The sequence below is a fragment of the Epibacterium sp. Ofav1-8 genome (genome assembly GCF_022348185.1).
In the GTDB taxonomy this organism is placed as follows: Bacteria; Pseudomonadota; Alphaproteobacteria; order Rhodobacterales; family Rhodobacteraceae; genus Epibacterium.
The window spans coordinates 74803-89436 of record NZ_JAKRFD010000003.1; the positions used below are offsets into that span (position 1 = coordinate 74803).

Genomic DNA, 14634 nt, shown 5'->3' on the forward strand with positions numbered 1-14634 from the left:
AGCTATTGCTTCGAACAATAATCAAGCCGATGAGATCAAACGGCTATTCGCTTTGAATACATTTGCGTTGGGTGCAGAAATTTGTAGGTATGGGCTCACCCCCGCCCTCAGAACGCCCAACGAACACCCGCACGTATGGCGGGGTGCATTTGACGGCCGTCCATAAAAAAACACCCCACGACATCTCGCGGGGTGTTTTGATGAGATCTGAGGGATCTTAGCTCTGGCTGTTGTAGAGCGACTCGTAGATCGGGATCAGGGTCTTGTCCTCGAACAGCGAGGACACCGAGGTGCCGTGCCAGATGTTCAGGATCGCCTGGGTGAACAGCGGCGCGGTGGGTACGATGCGGATATTGGGCGCATCGAGGATCGGCTGGGTGGGCTGGATCGAATCCGTCAGCACCAGCGATTTCATCACCGAGTTTGTCACGCGCTCCACCGCCGGGCCGGACATGACGCCGTGGCTGATGTAGGCGTGCACTTCCTTGGCGCCATTGTCGAGCAGGATCTGCGCCGCCTTGCACAGGGTGCCAGCGGTGTCGCAGATGTCATCGACGATCAGGCAGATCTTGTCCTTGACGTCGCCGATGACGGTCATCTCGGCAATCTCGCCGGCCTTTTCGCGGCGCTTGTCGACGATCGACAGCGGCGCGTTGATGCGCTTGGCCAGCTCGCGGGCGCGGGCGACGCCGCCCACGTCGGGCGAGACCACCATCAGGTCGTCCATCTGGTCCTTGAACTGCGCCTTCACGTCCAGCGCAAAGATCGGGCTGGCATAAAGGTTATCCACCGGAATGTCGAAAAAGCCCTGGATCTGCGCGGCGTGCAGGTCCATGGTCAGCACCCGCTCGATGCCGGCACCGGTCAGCATGTTGGCGACCATCTTGGCCGAGATCGGCGTGCGCGCCTTGGTGCGGCGGTCCTGGCGGGCATAGCCGAAGTATGGAATGACCGCCGTGATGCGCTGAGCCGAGGAGCGGCGCAGCGCGTCGGCGATGATCAGCAGCTCCATCAGGTTGTCGTTGGCCGGGTTCGAGGTCGGCTGGATGATGAACATATCCTCGCCGCGCACGTTCTCGTAGACTTCGACAAAGATCTCGCCATCGTTGAACCGTTCGACCCGAGCGTTCACCAGGTCCTGATCGACCCCCCGGTGCATGCTCATGCGGCGCGAAATGGATTTGGCGAGAGGCAGGTTTGCGTTCCCAGAGATCAACTTGGGTTCGTTCAAGGTCGGCATTGGCTGTTTTTCCCCAGGCAGCAATGTGACAGATTCGTGATATTGAACCCCGCTTAACACGCACATAGTCTCGGGCCTAGTTCTAAGCACGAGGAATTCATCCCATGTCCGCCTCCGCCCCCGCAATCGACTATTATTTCTCGACTCTGTCGCCGTTCAGCTACCTGGCCGGGCAGCGTCTGGAGGAGATCGCCCGCCGCCACGGGGCGTCGGTGACCTACAAGCCCTTTGACATCATGACGCTGTTTGCGCGCACCGGCGGCACCCCACCCAAGGACCGCCATCCGGCGCGGCAGGACTACCGGTTGATCGAGCTGGAGCGCCAGTCCAGACGCAGCGGCCTGCCGCTCAACCTGGCGCCTGCGCATTGGCCAACCAATGCGGCGCCCTCGTCCTATGCCATCATCGCGGCGCAGAAGGCCGGCGGCGGGGATCTTGGCGCACTTGTCCATGGCACCCTGCGGGCGGTCTGGGCCGAGGAGCGCGACATCGCCCAGGATGATGTGGTGAAATCCCTGCTGCAAAGCGCCGGTTTCGACCCCGCGCTGGCGGATAGCGGTCTCCTGACCGGCGCGGAGATCTATGCGCAGAACCTCGAGGATGCTGTCAACGCCGGTGTCTTTGGCGCGCCGTTTTATGTGACCGCAGACGGGGCGAAGTTCTGGGGGCAGGACCGGCTGGACGATCTCGACTGGCATCTTGGGGGGCAGGGGGCGTGAGCCTGGATCTCGCGGGGCTGCCGCAACAGGTCTATCACCGCTCCTTCGGCACCGGCCCGCGCCCCGTCGTGGCGGTGCATTGCTCGCTGGCGCATTCCGGCGCCTTGCGGGGGCTGGTGGCGGCCCTGGGCGAGGATCAGGTGAGGTTTGAGGCCTTTGACATGCTCTCGCATGGCAAGAGCCCCGATTGGGACGGGCAGGGCCTGTTGCAGCAGCGCAATGCCGAGGCCGGGGAGCGCCTGCTGGAGGCGGAGGCCGCGCGTGTCGGCGGCCCTGTCGATCTGGTCGGGCATTCCTTTGGCGCCACGGTGGCGCTGGCGATGGCGCAGGCCCGCCCGGATCTGGTGCGCAGCCTTGTGATGATCGAGCCGGTCCTGTTTGCCGCGACCCAGGCGCACAACCCCGCGGCCCTGGCGCAGATGCGCGCCGATCACATGGCGGTGCGGACCTCCTATGAGGCGGGCGATGTGGACCATGCCACGCGGCTTTTTAACCGTGCCTGGGGCACGGGACATCCAAAATGGCCGGATCTGCCGGAGCGCGCCCGCGCGGCGATGGTGCGGTCTTTTCCGGCGGTGATGGAGTGTGACAGTCAGGTCTATGAGGACGCGGCGGGGCTGCTGGCACCGGGCGCGCTGGAAGCGCTGCCGATGCCGGTGCTGGTGATGCAGGGCGGCGCGACCCAGCCGATCATGTCTGCGGTGACATCTGCGCTGTCGGTGCGGATGCCGGAGGCGCAGGTCGCGGTCATTGAGGGCGCTGGCCATATGGTGCCAGTGACCCATCCCGAGGCGGTGGCCGAGGTGATCGGAACTTTCTGGCCCGAGGGTTAAACCTCTGCTGATCGGCTTTTGCGCCGGTCAGCCCCTTAGACCGGTTCCTCGATGATATAGTCTTCCCATTCCTCCAGCGACGTGTCGAATTCCGACACGGTCATGCCGCGCACCGAGACCCCGGCGCGGTGCACGCTGTCCGGATCGCCCGTCACCAGCGGGTGCCAGTCGGGCAGGGATTTGCCCTCCCACAGACGGCGATAGGCGCAGGTCTGCGGCATCCAATAGGCGTGGGTATCAAGGTTTTCGGGCTTCAGCACGATGCATTCGGGGATGAAACTGTGCCGCGTCTCGTAATGGGCGCATTGGCAGCTCTGATCGTCCAGCAGGCGGCAGGCCACGCGCGTCAGCGCCACCTCGCCACTGTCTTCGTCTTCCAGCTTGTTGAGGCAGCATTTGCCGCAGCCGTCACACAGCGCTTCCCATTCGCGCGGCGAGAGTTTCTTGAGCGGTTTCTGTTCCCAGAACCTGGGCGCAAGCCCGTCCCGGTCGATCTGATTGGTCATATCGGCCCTCTCAGAGCGTTTTGAGGATGGCGCGGGCCTGATCGCAATCGGCCTGCATCTGGGCGATGAAGGGCTCCAGCCCGTCAAAAGTCATCTCCGGGCGCAGATAGTCCACCAGCCCGACGGACAGATGCGCACCATAGAGGTTGCCCTTGAAATCAAAGAGATAGGTCTCGATGTTGGGCTGATCGCCGTCAAACATCGGCCGCACCCCGACGGAGGCGGCACCGTGGTAGCTGCCCTTATGGGGGCCGTCGAGCACATCCACCAGCACCGCATAGACGCCAAAAGCAGGCGGGTGCAGCCCGTCGATGGACTGGTTCGCGGTGGGAAAGCCAAGCTCGCGGCCGCGCTGCTCGCCGCCGATCACCTCGCCCTCGATGCGGTGCCAATGGCCCAGCATGGCGGCGGCGTCGCGCGGGCGGCCTGCGCTCAGGGCAGTGCGGATCGCGGTGGAGGACACCGTGTGTTCGGAATATTCCATCAAAGGCGCGATGGTGACGCCAAAGCCCATCTCCTGTCCAAAACGCTGGAGATCGGCAGCAGTGCCCGCGCGGCCCTTGCCAAAGCAGAAATCGGCACCCACCACCACATGCGCCAGCCCCAGACCTTCAAAGATCACCTTGCGGGCAAACTCCTCAGGCGTCAGCGACGACAGCGCGTGGTTGAAATTCAGCTGATAGAGCTTTTCAACGCCGATCTTCTCCAGCCGATGCGCGCGCGCCTCCGCCGACATCAGCCGGAAGGGCGGCGCCTCGGGGGCAAAGAATTCACGCGGATGCGGCTCGAAGGTCATCACCCCCAGCGGCGCCTCCGGCGCGGCCTGCCGCGCCAGATCAATGACCGAGCGATGCCCGCGGTGAACGCCATCGAAATTGCCGATCGCGACGGTGGCCCCGCGATCCTGCTCTTCGACAAATTGATAGTCCCGGATGATGCGCATGGCGCTTCCCTAGCTCCCGGCGCGACGCGGCGCAAGGGCGCTGTAGCCGGAGGCGGGCCGTGTCGCCCGACAGGCGCGTGAATTCCACGGCTTACGGGCCGGAGAGGGAGAGAGAGCCAGCCCCCTCCGTTTCAACTTCTCATAAATATCCCCGCCGGAGGCTTCATCGTTGCGGCAGTCGATCCCGGTCTGAAGGGGCGTTGCGCTGTCGCCGTGCGCCCGTTTCACCGGGATCTCATCTGATCGGGCTAGACTGGCCGGGATCGATCAGACGATGGGGGCGCGGGACGGCTGTGGGCAGCACCGCGCCAGAGGAAGACCGGCCCCGATAAAAAGGGGATGGTGTTGCAGATGCAGGATCAGCAGGCCGTGCGCGGCCTGTCCCCCTTCCGTGCCAAAGCGGTACCGCGACCCGTCCTGAATTGGACAGATCACCGGCTCCGAACATGAAAATGACCCGGCTTCATCGTCGGTCCCCCGTCCGGGCGTGCTCCCGTGGCGGTCAGACGTGCTGGCTTGTGTCAGTCGAACTTGCGCGAGGGGGCCATCACCATCGCCTCGCCCACCAGAACCTTTTGGCCCTCGACGATGCAGCGGCAGTCGAGTTTCACCCGGCGCTTGTCGATCTGGATGTCGGTCACCTCGACCTCGGCCAGCACCAGGTCGCCGGGACGCACGGGGGCGAGGAATTTCAGGTTCTGGCTCATGTAGATGGTGCCATGGCCGGGCAGCTGCTCGCCGATCACCGCCGAGATCAGCCCCGCGGTCAGCATGCCGTGGGCGATGCGGCCTTCAAAGATGGTGTCCTGCGCATAGCCGTCGTCGAGATGCACCGGGTTGCGGTCGGTGGAGACTTCGGCAAACAACTCGATGTCGCGGTCGGTGATCTGTTTGCGCAGGTAGCGGGTCATGCCCATCTCGATGTCTTCGATGCAGATGGTGCCGCGGGGGAAATTGTCCAACATCCTGGCCTCTCCGGGAGTGTGGCGGCGCAACAAATGGACCGCGTTTGTGTTTCAGTGGTAATTTTATTACCTCGCAGTCGCAGAAAGTCAAGCCCGCCCCTCGGATCCATGTGGCGCAGCCATCCCGGCGGACGCCCTGGCGGGCGACAGCATAAGGCCCGCCCTCTCCTGACGGAGAAGACGGGCCCGATTGGCACGGTGGCGCGGGGGTTAGCGCAGAAAGCCGATGCTGTAGGTGGGGGCCACCTGTTCCTGCGCCAGATAGGCCTCCAGCGCGGCCGGGTCGGGCTGCCGGTCGGTCTGGGTGTCCCGGGCCGCGAGGCCGCCGGTGATGAACAGCGTATCGACGCCTTCGCCCATGCCGCCGGAGATATCCGTGTGCGGGCCATCGCCGATCGCCAGGATCTCGCGGTCGGCGATGTCATGGCCGATCTCGCTCAGGCGGCGCCGCGCCAGGTCGTAGATCGGCGGGTGGGGCTTGCCGAAATAGAGGCTCTCGCCGCCCATGTCGGTGTAGAGTTTCGCCAGCGCCCCGGCGCACCATTCGCGCACCTCGCCGCGGTCGACGATGATGTCGGGATTGGCGCAGAGCAGCTTCATTCCCATCTGTTTGGCATAGAGGAAATCCGCCCGGTTCACCTCCGGATCGGCCAGGGTGTCGAAGGGGCCGCAGCAGACGATGCCCTCGGCCTCCTTCAGGGGCACGCGGGTGATCTCGACGGGGTCGTGGATCACCTTCATCGGTTCGAAAAAGCCCGCATCGCGCTGCCATTCGCCCATGAAATAGACCTTGGTGCCCACCGCCCCGGTGAACATCGCCGCGCGGGCGGAATCGCCGGAGGTGGCAATGGTGTCATAGGCGTCATCGGGCACGCCGAACTGGCTCAGCTGTTCGGCCACGCCGGCGCGGGGTTTGGGCGAATTGGTCACCAGCACCACCACGCCGCCGGCCTTGCGATAGGCCTGCAGTGCCGCAACCGCGTCGGGATAGGCGGTGATGCCGTTGTGGACGCAGCCCCAGAGATCCACGAACAGGGCCTTGTAGCGGTCGGAGACCTCGGAAAGGGCGGAGATGATCTGGCTCATGGCGGGGCCTCATGCAGGGTTGGGAGTGCCCTTCCTATGGCAGAGGCGGCGGCGTTTGGCTAGGGGCAGGCGGGCGGTGCCCATCGCGTTGTCAGGCGGTCACGGATGGTCGACCGGACGGCAAAACAGCGCCCCCGGGGCGAGGACGCTGTTTTCCGTTCCAGATCGGGCGGGTGCCCTCAGCCCTTGCGCCCCGGCGGGGTAAAGCGCTTGGAAGTGTTGGACGCATCCGCACCCCGGCGGGCCTTGTTCTTCTTGCTGTTCGGCTTGCCCTTGGGCGGTGGCGGGCCCTTGGGTTTGTCGAATTTCGGCTTGTCGCTCCGGGGTTTGTCGCTGCGTGGCTTGTCGAACTTCGGCTTGTCTCCGCGCGGCTTGTCGCTGCGGGGCTTGTCGCCACGCGGTTTGTCAAAGGCGGGTTTGTCACCGGCGGGGCGCGGCTTGGCGGGGCGGGGTTTCACGGGGCGGTCGGGGGCGTCATCGCGATCCCGCCCGCGGTAGGGTTTGCGCGGGCCCTTGTCGTCGCCTGCGCCCTTGCGGTCACCGCCGCCCTTGTAGTCACCACGATCGCCGCCCTTGTAGCCCGGCTTGCCGCCGCCAAAGCCGCCACGGCCACCGCCCTTGCGGAACGGAGGCTTGCTGCGCTCGGGCAGGTTCGGGGCCTCGTTCAGCCGCTCCAGTGCGGAGCCGTCATCCAGCGCCATTTCACCGCCGAGCGTCGCCATGAAGCCCTCGACCTTGTCCTCGGCAATCTCGGCATAGCTCTTATCGCCAACGATGCGGATGGCGCCGATGGCGGATTTGTCGATGCCACCAGCCTTGCATAGCATCGGCAGCAGGCGGCGCGGATCGGCACCGGCATCGCGGCCGCCGTCGATGGCAAACCAGACCGAGGGGCCAAAGGGCGCGCGGTCCTCTTTCTTCTTGCGGCTGTCCATCGCCGCCACATCGGTCAGCTCTTCCGGGGCGGAGCGGGCGGCGGACCACAGCCGCAGATAGCCGGCGGCCAGCTGCTCGGGCGAGAAGCTCTCGACCAGTTTGGCCAGTGTCTCCTGCTGGCTTTCGGGGGCCTCTTCGGTCCAGACGGTATCGGACAGCATCCGCTCCAGATCGCGGCCGCGGACCTCGTCGGCGGAGGGCGCATCGACCCAGTCGGCCGAGAGTTTGGCGTCGCGCAGCAGGCGCTCGGCCTTGCGCACGGAGCGCGGCGTGACCATCAGGGCGCTGGCGCCTTTGCGGCCCGCGCGGCCGGTGCGCCCGGACCGGTGCAGCAGGGTCTCGTGGCTCGACGGCAGGTCGGCATGCACCACCAGATCGAGGTTGGGCAGGTCGATGCCGCGCGCCGCCACATCGGTGGCGACACAGATCCGGGCGCGCCCGTCGCGCATCGCTTGCAGGGCGCCGGCGCGTTCGGATTGCGACAGCTCGCCGGACAGGGCCACCACCTGAAATCCGCGGTTGGACAGCCGTGTCAGCAGCCGGTTCACCGCGGCGCGGGTATTGGCAAAGACGATGGCGTTGGGGGCCTCGTGATAGCGCAGCACGTTGATGATGGCATTCTCGATGTCATGCGGCGCAACCACATGGCTGAGATAGGAAATATCGCTGTGCTGTTCGGATTTGTCGATCGTCGAGATCCGCTGCGCATCGGTCTGATAGGTCTGTGCCAGGGTGGCGATCGGCTTGGACACGGTGGCGGAGAACAGCAGCGTCTGGCGTTCTTCCGGGGTTTCTTCGAGGATGAACTCCAGATCCTCGCGAAAGCCCAGGTCCAGCATCTCGTCGGCCTCGTCCAGCACCACGGCGGCGACGCCGCTGAGGTCGATGGAGCCGCGGGTGATGTGGTCGCGCAGACGGCCCGGCGTGGCGACCACGATATGCGCGCCGCGTTCCAGCGCGCGGCGTTCGTCGCGCATGTCCATGCCCCCAACGCAGGAAGCCAGCACCGCGCCCGCCTCGGCATAGAGCCAGCTCAGCTCGCGCTTCACCTGCAGCGCCAGTTCGCGGGTCGGGGCGATCACCAGCGCCAGCGGGGTTGCGGCGCGCGGGAACTGGCCGTCATCGTCGAGGATGGTCGGGGCGATCGCCAGGCCAAAGCCCACCGTCTTGCCCGAACCGGTCTGCGCGGACACCAGAAGATCCGCCCCCGCCAGCGCCGGGTCTGAAACCGCCTCCTGCACAGGCGTGAGAGAGGTGTAACCACGGCGCTCCAGCGCCTGCTGCAAGGTGGGTATCAAGAGGGGGATCCGTTCGTATCACAAAGAGGGCGCGGTCCTGCGCCCGTTGGGTCAAGATCGCGCGTATAACGCAAGGATGCGGGTTTGTATAGCGCCAGTCGCACCGCAGCGGCGCATGGCTGCCTTGCAGGGGCCGCGCTGTCTGCGGCGCGGGCGGGGCCGCGCGGCTTGACGCTGCCGGGGTGCAGACGCATGCTGCCGCAACCACGAGGCCCGCAGCAGGGAGAGCAGATATGACCACGCTGACCGTCGCGGAGGCTGAGGCGATCGACGCCGCGCTCCGCCTGATCGTTGCCGATCTTGCGCCGGACGCGCGATACCTGCCGAAATACGGCGGCGTTGTGATTGCGCCGGAGCCGGACAGCGACCGCTTTATCGGCGGCATCTTTGTCTATACCGGCCATGTCTCGCTGGAGTTTTCCGAAGGCGCGCGATTCGACGACCCCGCGGGGCGGCTGCAGGGCAAGGGCAAGGCGCGCCGGCACCTGAAATTTCGCACTTCTGCGGATGTGGCTGCGCAGGACACGCGCGGCTTCCTGGCCCAGGCCCTGTCGGTGTCGGGCTGACAGTGTCGGGCTGACAGTGTCGGGCTGACAGTGTCGGGTTGACGGTGCCGGGCTGACGGCGCCAGCGGCCCCTTGTGGTGGGCGCGGAGGCTGCTAATCTGCGGCCCTGACACAGCAGTCCGGTTTGGAGCGATACGGCGATGACAATCCTGCGGTTTTCCCGCGTTGCGATGCGCAGTCTTGTGGTGGGCGGGGCGCTTTTGCTCGCCAGCGCCTGCGGCACCACCTACCAACTGCCCGACAGCAGCGGCGCCCATGCCGATCAGGCGCGGGCGATGTTCGCGGCGGCGCGCAATGCCCCCCGGCCGGCGGCCCTGTCGGCGGCGGCGGCAGAGGCGCGGTTTGCCCGGGTCGCGCCGCGCATTGCGCGCACCGGGCGCAGCACCTGTCAGCAGTTGACGGCGGATCGGCCCGGGTTCAACTGTGACGTCGACATTGCCATCGACCGCGACATGAAAGAGCGCAACGCCTACTTCACCTATCAGGGCAAACAGCCGTTGATCCGCATCTCGCTGCCCTTGATCCGCGACACCGCCAGCGATGACGAGGTCGCCTTTGTGCTGGCGCATGAATACGGCCACCTGATCGGGCGCCATATCGAAAAGCAACAGCAACAGGTGTTGGCGGGCGCCTTGCTGGTGGGCGCCATTGCCGGGGTCGCAACGGCCGCCGCCGGGGACTATGACGGCGGCGCGGTGGAGCTGGGGCTGGGCGTTGGCGCGGCTGCGGGCTCCATCGCCTACAGCCAGGCCTATGAGCTGGAAAGCGACACCCTGGGCACCCGGATCGCCGATGCCGCAGGCTATGACCCGGTCGAGGGGGCCAAGTTCTTTGCCCGGGCGGAACCGTCCCGGGGCAGCGGCGGCGGTTATTCGTTCTGGGGAACCCATCCGCCGGACGAGAAACGCGTGGCCACGGTGCTGGCCACAAAGGCGGAGATCGACGCGCAACAGGACCTGCGCCGGGCACAGTAAAAGGCCCGCGCCCGCGCCTGCACCAGCCCCGGAACGGGGCGGAACCGCAGGGATCGCGGGGTCGCGGCCACCGCGCTCAATCCGGTTGCGAGTATTTGCCGCTGAGCGGGCCGAGGTCGATCATCCGGGCATGGGCGCGGCGATTGTCGCGCTCCACCACGGTGTGTTCTCCGGCCAGCAGCCAGACGATGAACCACAGGAACCCGCCGGCCAGATAGACCAGCACCAGGGTTTCGCGTTCCACCGTCAGGATCAGCACCAGCCCCGCCACAAAGGCGACAAGCTTGGCATTATCTAGCAACATACGACTCATCACGCATACTCCATCCTTGCCCCCAGGGTAGTATAGCAGGGCTTTAGATCCTCTTAACCGGCGCAAAAGGCGTGGAGCCGGGTCCATCAGAGCAGCGGGCAGAGCAAAAAACACCCCCTTTTGCGAAAAAGGGGGCGTTTGGAATGCAGGTGTCAGCCCCGGGCGCGGGGCCCGGATCACAGCTTGAGGTTGGGGATGATCTGCTTCTTACGCGACATCACGCCAGGCAGCACCACGGTGTCGCCTGCGACGGTGGCGTCAAAGCTCTTTTCGGCCACGGTCTTGACCAGATCATTGGGCACCAGCAGGGTGGCTTCTTCCTTCAGAATGTCGACCACGAACAGCAGCACCTGATCGACGCCATCCTCGGCCTGCACGGTCTGGAAGGTCTCCATCAGGCTGTCCTTGCGGCCCAGCGGGATCTCCGGCGCGGTGGTTTCCAGCACGGAGACGCGGAACTTGGTGCCGTCGACCTCGTATTCCTTGGAGTCCATGCGGATCAGCTCGGCGTCGGAAAAGGCGGAGACGTCGGATTTGGCGGCAAACATCTCGGCGGCATAATCGGACAGGTCGAGGTCCAGATCCTTGGCGAATTTCTCGGCCACGGCGCGGTCATGCGGGGTGGTGGTGGGCGAGCGGAACTCCAGCGTGTCGGACAGGATGCAGGTCAGCGCCGCGCCCTTGATGTCGTCGGGCATGCGGTCGATGTCGGTGCCCATCAGGTCGTGCATGATGGTGGCGGTGCAGGCCAGCGGGCGCACGGTGATGTCGATCGGACCCTTGGTTTCCAGGCCGCCGACCAGCTTGTGGTGGTCGATGATGGCGCGGATGTCGGCGCTGTTGATGGAGGCGGGCAGCTCGGCGGGGTTGTTGGTGTCCACGATCACCACCGGCGCGTCTGCGGCGACGTCTTCGATGATCTCGGGCTGTTCAAAGCCCCAGCGCTTCAGCATGAAGGCGGCCTCGGTGTTCGGCGCGCCCAAGAGGACGGGGGTGGCGGCCTCGCCCTTCACTTCGTTCAGGTACCAGGCCCAGATGATCGCGGAGCCGGTGGAATCGGTGTCGGGGGATTTGTGGCCGAAAACTTGAATGGTCATGGGGTCAATCCTGTCTGTCGAAGTCTGTTGCCGCGCCTTATAACAGGGAGGCATGGTTTGTCACCCCGCGTCAGCCGCGTGGCCGGGTCCTGCGCAATGCATGGCTTGACGCTGGGTGCTATGGGGCGGGGGCCACCCGGATCACAGGCACGGCGACACAGCTACGGGCCGAGATAAGGACTGGGACAGAGGAGAGCCGTTATGATGAAGATAAAGCAGCAAGCGCCGTATCCATCGGGCCGGGTGCAGCGCGTCCGGGCGCTAGCGGGCGGGGCGCTGGTGGCGGCGGTCCTGCTGGCCGGTCTTGCGCCGCCACTGATGGCCGCGGGGGGGAGTGCTTCCGACGGGCAGACGGATGCGGAGGACCGGGGGTTTTACAGTGGAGCCTGGACCCAAGTCGATGTGGACAAGCAATGGGTCATCAATGGCCTGCCGGCGCGCAGCCTGATCCGGATCGAATGCGAGGGCGATGCCAGCGACCAGCAAGCGCCGGCCTTCCTGCTGGTGACCGAGGCGGGCGAGTACCGCTGGCCGGTCAACGAAAGCGGCGGCGCCTTTGTGGAGTTGGAGACGCTGGCACTGCGCGAGGCGGGCAGCGGCGGTGCGGTGGTGACCTGTCGCTGGTCGCGCGTCGATGGCGACAGCCGCCCGGGGCGTGCGTTACAGTTGGACGTGCTGCCGGGGCAGAACATCCTGCTGGGGGGCTTTGTGCAGGCGCGTGCGTTCTCGGTGCGCTTTGACGACACCGCCGGCTGTCGCGACCTGACGGCACAGCTCTTTATCGACGGCTCCCCGCTGGTGACCATGGACAATCAGCCCCAGCTGCTGACTCCCAACGCCAGCTATTTTGGCACCGGGCGGACGGTGGAGGCGAAGTTCAATGGGCTCTGTGGCGCGGATGAGATCCCGACGCTGCTGTTTTCCATCGCCCGATAGATCCGCTGCGGTTTGCCTGCCGTAGGAGCGCCGCACCCGTGCGGGACCACCGGTGAGGGCGGGGCGGCGGCGAGGGCGGGGCGGCCGGTCCCGCCGGGCCTGGTGGGCGTCAGTCCGGCGCCCGGCGCAGCTGGTAGCCTGCCTGCTGCAACAGGTTCAACACCCCGCTGTCACCGGCCAGATGCGCGGCGCCAACGGCCACCATCAGGCGCGGCTCCTGCCGGGCGCTCAGGCGCTGCACCCAGGCGCGGTTGCGCCGCTCCAGCACCACCCGGTCAAAGCTGGCCAGCAGCCGGTGCACCTCGCGCCGGGGCACGTCGAGATCACGGTAGCTCATCCAGAGCATGACGATGCGGCCCTCGGTCAGCCGGTTGTCGAAATAGGCTTCGGAGAGGGTGACATAGAGGTCCTGATGCCGGGTCTCGCTGCGCAGGTCGTAGCGCAGCATCTGCACCTGATCGCTGAGCGGCATCGAGGCCAGTGCGGCCAATCCTGCCTCCGGCTCTTCCAGGCCCAGCGTCGGGGTGCCGGCGGTTCGGGCGCTGCGCTCGATGCGGTCGTCGAGCCCCCGCCGGGCGCCAAAGCCGCGCTTGCGGCAATCGGTGCCGGTGAGGAAATCGGAGAGATACCACGGCTGCATGCGGGCTGCGGCCTCGGCGGTGATGCCATGGATCGTCAGCCGGGCGGTCAGGCGCTGCCAGTCGGCAGCGGACATCATCCGGTCAAGGCGCTGGCCCGGGGGCAGCAGGAAATAGCGGGCAAAGGCGCTCTGGTCGCTGTCGGCGGCCAGCATCTGCGCTTCGGTCACTTCGAGGAACACCGCATCGGCGGCGCGGATCAGCGGGCGCAAGGGGCGCATGATCGCAAACATACGCGCATCGCCGCTGTGCTGGGTGCCGATGATGTCGATGCGCTGGCCGTCGCGGGTGGCAATCCAGTGGTTGCCAAGCGCAAAGGGCACCTTGGCAAGCTCCGACTCCAGCCGCGCGCGGGCGTCGGGCGTCAGATGCGGGCGCAGGTCGATGCCGTCGCAGGCGGCGCTGGCCGGATCCGCCCCGGCCCAGAGGGGCAGCGCCGCGACCGCCAGGGCGCAGAGACCGCGGCGCAGCGCGCCGGCCAGGGCGCGTCTCACAGCGGCACCTGCTCGATGCGGTAGCCGGCGGCCTCCAGCAGCGCCAGCACACCGTCGTCACCGGGCAGATGCGCCGCCCCCACCGCCACCACCAGCCGGCGGCCCTCGGTGGCCTCGATCACTGGGATCCAGTCCCGGTTGCGCTGATACAGAAGCAGCTCCAGCAGCTCCGCCACCTGCGCCTCCCGTTCGGCCCGGGGCAGGGGGCTGTCGGCGCGCAGGAACTGTTTCAGCTGCAACAGGGTGTATTCCTGCACCGCGCCGTCAAAATAGCTCTCCACCATGGTGTAGAAGTCATCCGGCCCCACTCCCATCATGGCGATATAGCTGCGCAGCTCCGCCACTTGCTCCTCCAGCGGGGCGGCGTCGAGCAGGCGGAACAGCTGCAGCGGGTCCTCCAGCGACAGCATCGGCACCTCCGCAGCCTCGGCCACCTGCATCAGCTTGGCGTCGAGCCCCTCGGTGACATCGCGGATGCTGCGGGCGCAGCGCGGCACCGACAGCGACATCGACAGGAACCAGGGGCGCATCTTGGCCGCCATGAAGGCGGGGATGCCCGCGGCCTGCGCCTGATCCGCGATCTGTTGCCAGTCGTCGGCGGGCATGCGGTCGATGAGGCTGGGCCCCTCGGTGATGAAGACCATCGACGGGGTGGTGCCCAGAGTGCGGTTCAACCGCGATTTGTCGGCGGGGTTGACCTCCAGCAGCACCGCGTCGGCGGCCTCGATCGCCGGGGTCATATGCTGCACCAGCCGGTCGTGGCGGGGGTCGTTCAGATGCATGGTGCCGATGATGTGCAGGCGGCGTTCGCCCCTCGTGGCGATCCAGCTCAGCCCCTCGGCATAGGGGGTTGCGGCCAGCTCCGCCGCCACCTCGGCGCGCAGCGCCGGTGCGGCGGTCTCGCGCAGATCGGTGCCGGTGCAGGCGGCCCAGAGCGGTGCCCCGGCCAGACAGGTCAGCCCCGCCAGAACCAGTGCGCGCAAGGGCTGTCGCCGGCCGCCGCCGCCAGTCCATGCGCCGCGCCGCGGGACAGACCGCATCCGGGCCGCCCGCAGTGGGCGGAGACGAGAGAATAATCCGATCATGACAC

General features: G+C 66.5%; 15 protein-coding genes. 5 read left to right on the forward strand and 10 right to left on the reverse strand.

Going from position 1 to position 14634, the window contains the following annotated elements; all coding sequences use genetic code 11:
- Nucleotides 1-217: 217 nt before the first annotated feature.
- The gene (locus tag MHM97_RS05590; protein WP_011539399.1) at nucleotides 218-1240 is read right to left on the reverse strand and encodes a ribose-phosphate pyrophosphokinase; all 1023 of its coding nucleotides are present in this window, start codon (nucleotides 1238-1240) and stop codon (nucleotides 218-220) included.
- 104 nt (nucleotides 1241-1344) lie between these two features.
- Between MHM97_RS05590 and MHM97_RS05595 the strand changes: the two genes are divergently transcribed.
- Nucleotides 1345-1959, forward strand: a complete 615-nt coding sequence (locus MHM97_RS05595; protein ID WP_239320459.1) for a 2-hydroxychromene-2-carboxylate isomerase — start codon at nucleotides 1345-1347, stop codon at nucleotides 1957-1959.
- On the forward strand, nucleotides 1956-2792 hold the full coding sequence (locus MHM97_RS05600; RefSeq protein ID WP_239320462.1) for an alpha/beta fold hydrolase: 837 nt from the start codon (nucleotides 1956-1958) through the stop codon (nucleotides 2790-2792). Before MHM97_RS05595 ends, MHM97_RS05600 begins: the two co-directional genes overlap by 4 nt.
- 35 nt (nucleotides 2793-2827) lie before the next feature.
- Here the strand turns inward: MHM97_RS05600 and MHM97_RS05605 are convergent, their stop codons facing one another.
- The 5 genes from MHM97_RS05605 to MHM97_RS05625 all read right to left on the reverse strand — a co-directional run bounded on the left by MHM97_RS05605 (nucleotide 2828) and on the right by MHM97_RS05625 (nucleotide 8526).
- Nucleotides 2828-3298 carry a YcgN family cysteine cluster protein gene (locus MHM97_RS05605; RefSeq protein ID WP_239320465.1) on the reverse strand — a complete coding sequence of 157 codons (471 nt, stop codon included), beginning with the start codon at nucleotides 3296-3298 and terminating at the stop codon, nucleotides 2828-2830.
- A gap of 10 nt (nucleotides 3299-3308) precedes the next feature.
- Nucleotides 3309-4241, reverse strand: a complete 933-nt coding sequence (locus MHM97_RS05610; RefSeq protein WP_239320468.1) for a bifunctional riboflavin kinase/FAD synthetase — start codon at nucleotides 4239-4241, stop codon at nucleotides 3309-3311.
- Nucleotides 4242-4762: 521 nt separating this feature from the next.
- Nucleotides 4763-5206 carry a MaoC family dehydratase gene (locus MHM97_RS05615; RefSeq protein WP_239320470.1) on the reverse strand — a complete coding sequence of 148 codons (444 nt, stop codon included), beginning with the start codon at nucleotides 5204-5206 and terminating at the stop codon, nucleotides 4763-4765.
- A gap of 210 nt (nucleotides 5207-5416) precedes the next feature.
- Nucleotides 5417-6292 (reverse strand): TIGR01459 family HAD-type hydrolase, encoded by an 876-nt coding sequence (locus MHM97_RS05620; RefSeq protein ID WP_239320472.1) that lies wholly within the window; start codon nucleotides 6290-6292, stop codon nucleotides 5417-5419.
- Between the two features lie 179 nt (nucleotides 6293-6471).
- Nucleotides 6472-8526, reverse strand: a complete 2055-nt coding sequence (locus MHM97_RS05625) for a DEAD/DEAH box helicase (RefSeq protein ID WP_239320475.1) — start codon at nucleotides 8524-8526, stop codon at nucleotides 6472-6474.
- Nucleotides 8527-8759: 233 nt separating this feature from the next.
- Between MHM97_RS05625 and MHM97_RS05630 the strand changes: the two genes are divergently transcribed.
- Both MHM97_RS05630 and MHM97_RS05635 read left to right on the forward strand, forming a co-directional pair.
- The gene (locus tag MHM97_RS05630; protein ID WP_239320478.1) at nucleotides 8760-9092 is read left to right on the forward strand and encodes a DUF1801 domain-containing protein; all 333 of its coding nucleotides are present in this window, start codon (nucleotides 8760-8762) and stop codon (nucleotides 9090-9092) included.
- A gap of 140 nt (nucleotides 9093-9232) precedes the next feature.
- Nucleotides 9233-10066 carry a M48 family metallopeptidase gene (locus MHM97_RS05635; RefSeq protein ID WP_239320480.1) on the forward strand — a complete coding sequence of 278 codons (834 nt, stop codon included), beginning with the start codon at nucleotides 9233-9235 and terminating at the stop codon, nucleotides 10064-10066.
- Between the two features lie 76 nt (nucleotides 10067-10142).
- On the opposite strand, the gene MHM97_RS05640 is transcribed toward MHM97_RS05635, so the two are convergent.
- Together MHM97_RS05640 and MHM97_RS05645 are read right to left on the reverse strand one after the other, a co-directional pair.
- On the reverse strand, nucleotides 10143-10379 hold the full coding sequence (locus MHM97_RS05640) for a hypothetical protein (RefSeq protein WP_239320482.1): 237 nt from the start codon (nucleotides 10377-10379) through the stop codon (nucleotides 10143-10145).
- A 176-nt stretch (nucleotides 10380-10555) separates the two neighbouring features.
- Nucleotides 10556-11476, reverse strand: coding sequence for a manganese-dependent inorganic pyrophosphatase (locus MHM97_RS05645; protein WP_239320484.1), 921 nt, complete (start codon nucleotides 11474-11476; stop codon nucleotides 10556-10558).
- A 201-nt stretch (nucleotides 11477-11677) separates the two neighbouring features.
- Here MHM97_RS05645 and MHM97_RS05650 point away from each other — a divergent pair, with 201 nt between their 5' ends.
- Entirely contained in the window at nucleotides 11678-12412 is a 735-nt protein-coding gene (locus tag MHM97_RS05650; RefSeq protein WP_239320486.1) for a hypothetical protein, read from the forward strand.
- 109 nt (nucleotides 12413-12521) lie between these two features.
- Here the strand turns inward: MHM97_RS05650 and MHM97_RS05655 are convergent, their stop codons facing one another.
- Complete coding sequence (locus MHM97_RS05655; RefSeq protein WP_239320488.1) at nucleotides 12522-13544, reverse strand: TraB/GumN family protein; 1023 nt, start codon at nucleotides 13542-13544, stop codon at nucleotides 12522-12524.
- Nucleotides 13541-14527, reverse strand: coding sequence for a TraB/GumN family protein (locus tag MHM97_RS05660; protein WP_239320490.1), 987 nt, complete (start codon nucleotides 14525-14527; stop codon nucleotides 13541-13543). The genes MHM97_RS05655 and MHM97_RS05660 overlap by 4 nt, the downstream gene beginning before the upstream one ends.
- Nucleotides 14528-14634: the final 107 nt, after the last annotated feature.

Coding starts and splice junctions, on each gene's coding strand:
- MHM97_RS05615 (WP_239320470.1), bottom strand. CDS start 5,206: ATGTTGGACAATTTCCCCCGCGGCACCATCTGCATCGAAGACATCGAG.
- MHM97_RS05645 (WP_239320484.1), bottom strand. CDS start 11,476: ATGACCATTCAAGTTTTCGGCCACAAATCCCCCGACACCGATTCCACC.
- MHM97_RS05605 (WP_239320465.1), bottom strand. CDS start 3,298: ATGACCAATCAGATCGACCGGGACGGGCTTGCGCCCAGGTTCTGGGAA.
- MHM97_RS05610 (WP_239320468.1), bottom strand. CDS start 4,241: ATGCGCATCATCCGGGACTATCAATTTGTCGAAGAGCAGGATCGCGGG.
- MHM97_RS05630 (WP_239320478.1), top strand. CDS start 8,760: ATGACCACGCTGACCGTCGCGGAGGCTGAGGCGATCGACGCCGCGCTC.
- MHM97_RS05620 (WP_239320472.1), bottom strand. CDS start 6,292: ATGAGCCAGATCATCTCCGCCCTTTCCGAGGTCTCCGACCGCTACAAG.
- MHM97_RS05640 (WP_239320482.1), bottom strand. CDS start 10,379: ATGAGTCGTATGTTGCTAGATAATGCCAAGCTTGTCGCCTTTGTGGCG.
- MHM97_RS05650 (WP_239320486.1), top strand. CDS start 11,678: ATGATGAAGATAAAGCAGCAAGCGCCGTATCCATCGGGCCGGGTGCAG.
- MHM97_RS05635 (WP_239320480.1), top strand. CDS start 9,233: ATGACAATCCTGCGGTTTTCCCGCGTTGCGATGCGCAGTCTTGTGGTG.
- MHM97_RS05595 (WP_239320459.1), top strand. CDS start 1,345: ATGTCCGCCTCCGCCCCCGCAATCGACTATTATTTCTCGACTCTGTCG.
- MHM97_RS05590 (WP_011539399.1), bottom strand. CDS start 1,240: ATGCCGACCTTGAACGAACCCAAGTTGATCTCTGGGAACGCAAACCTG.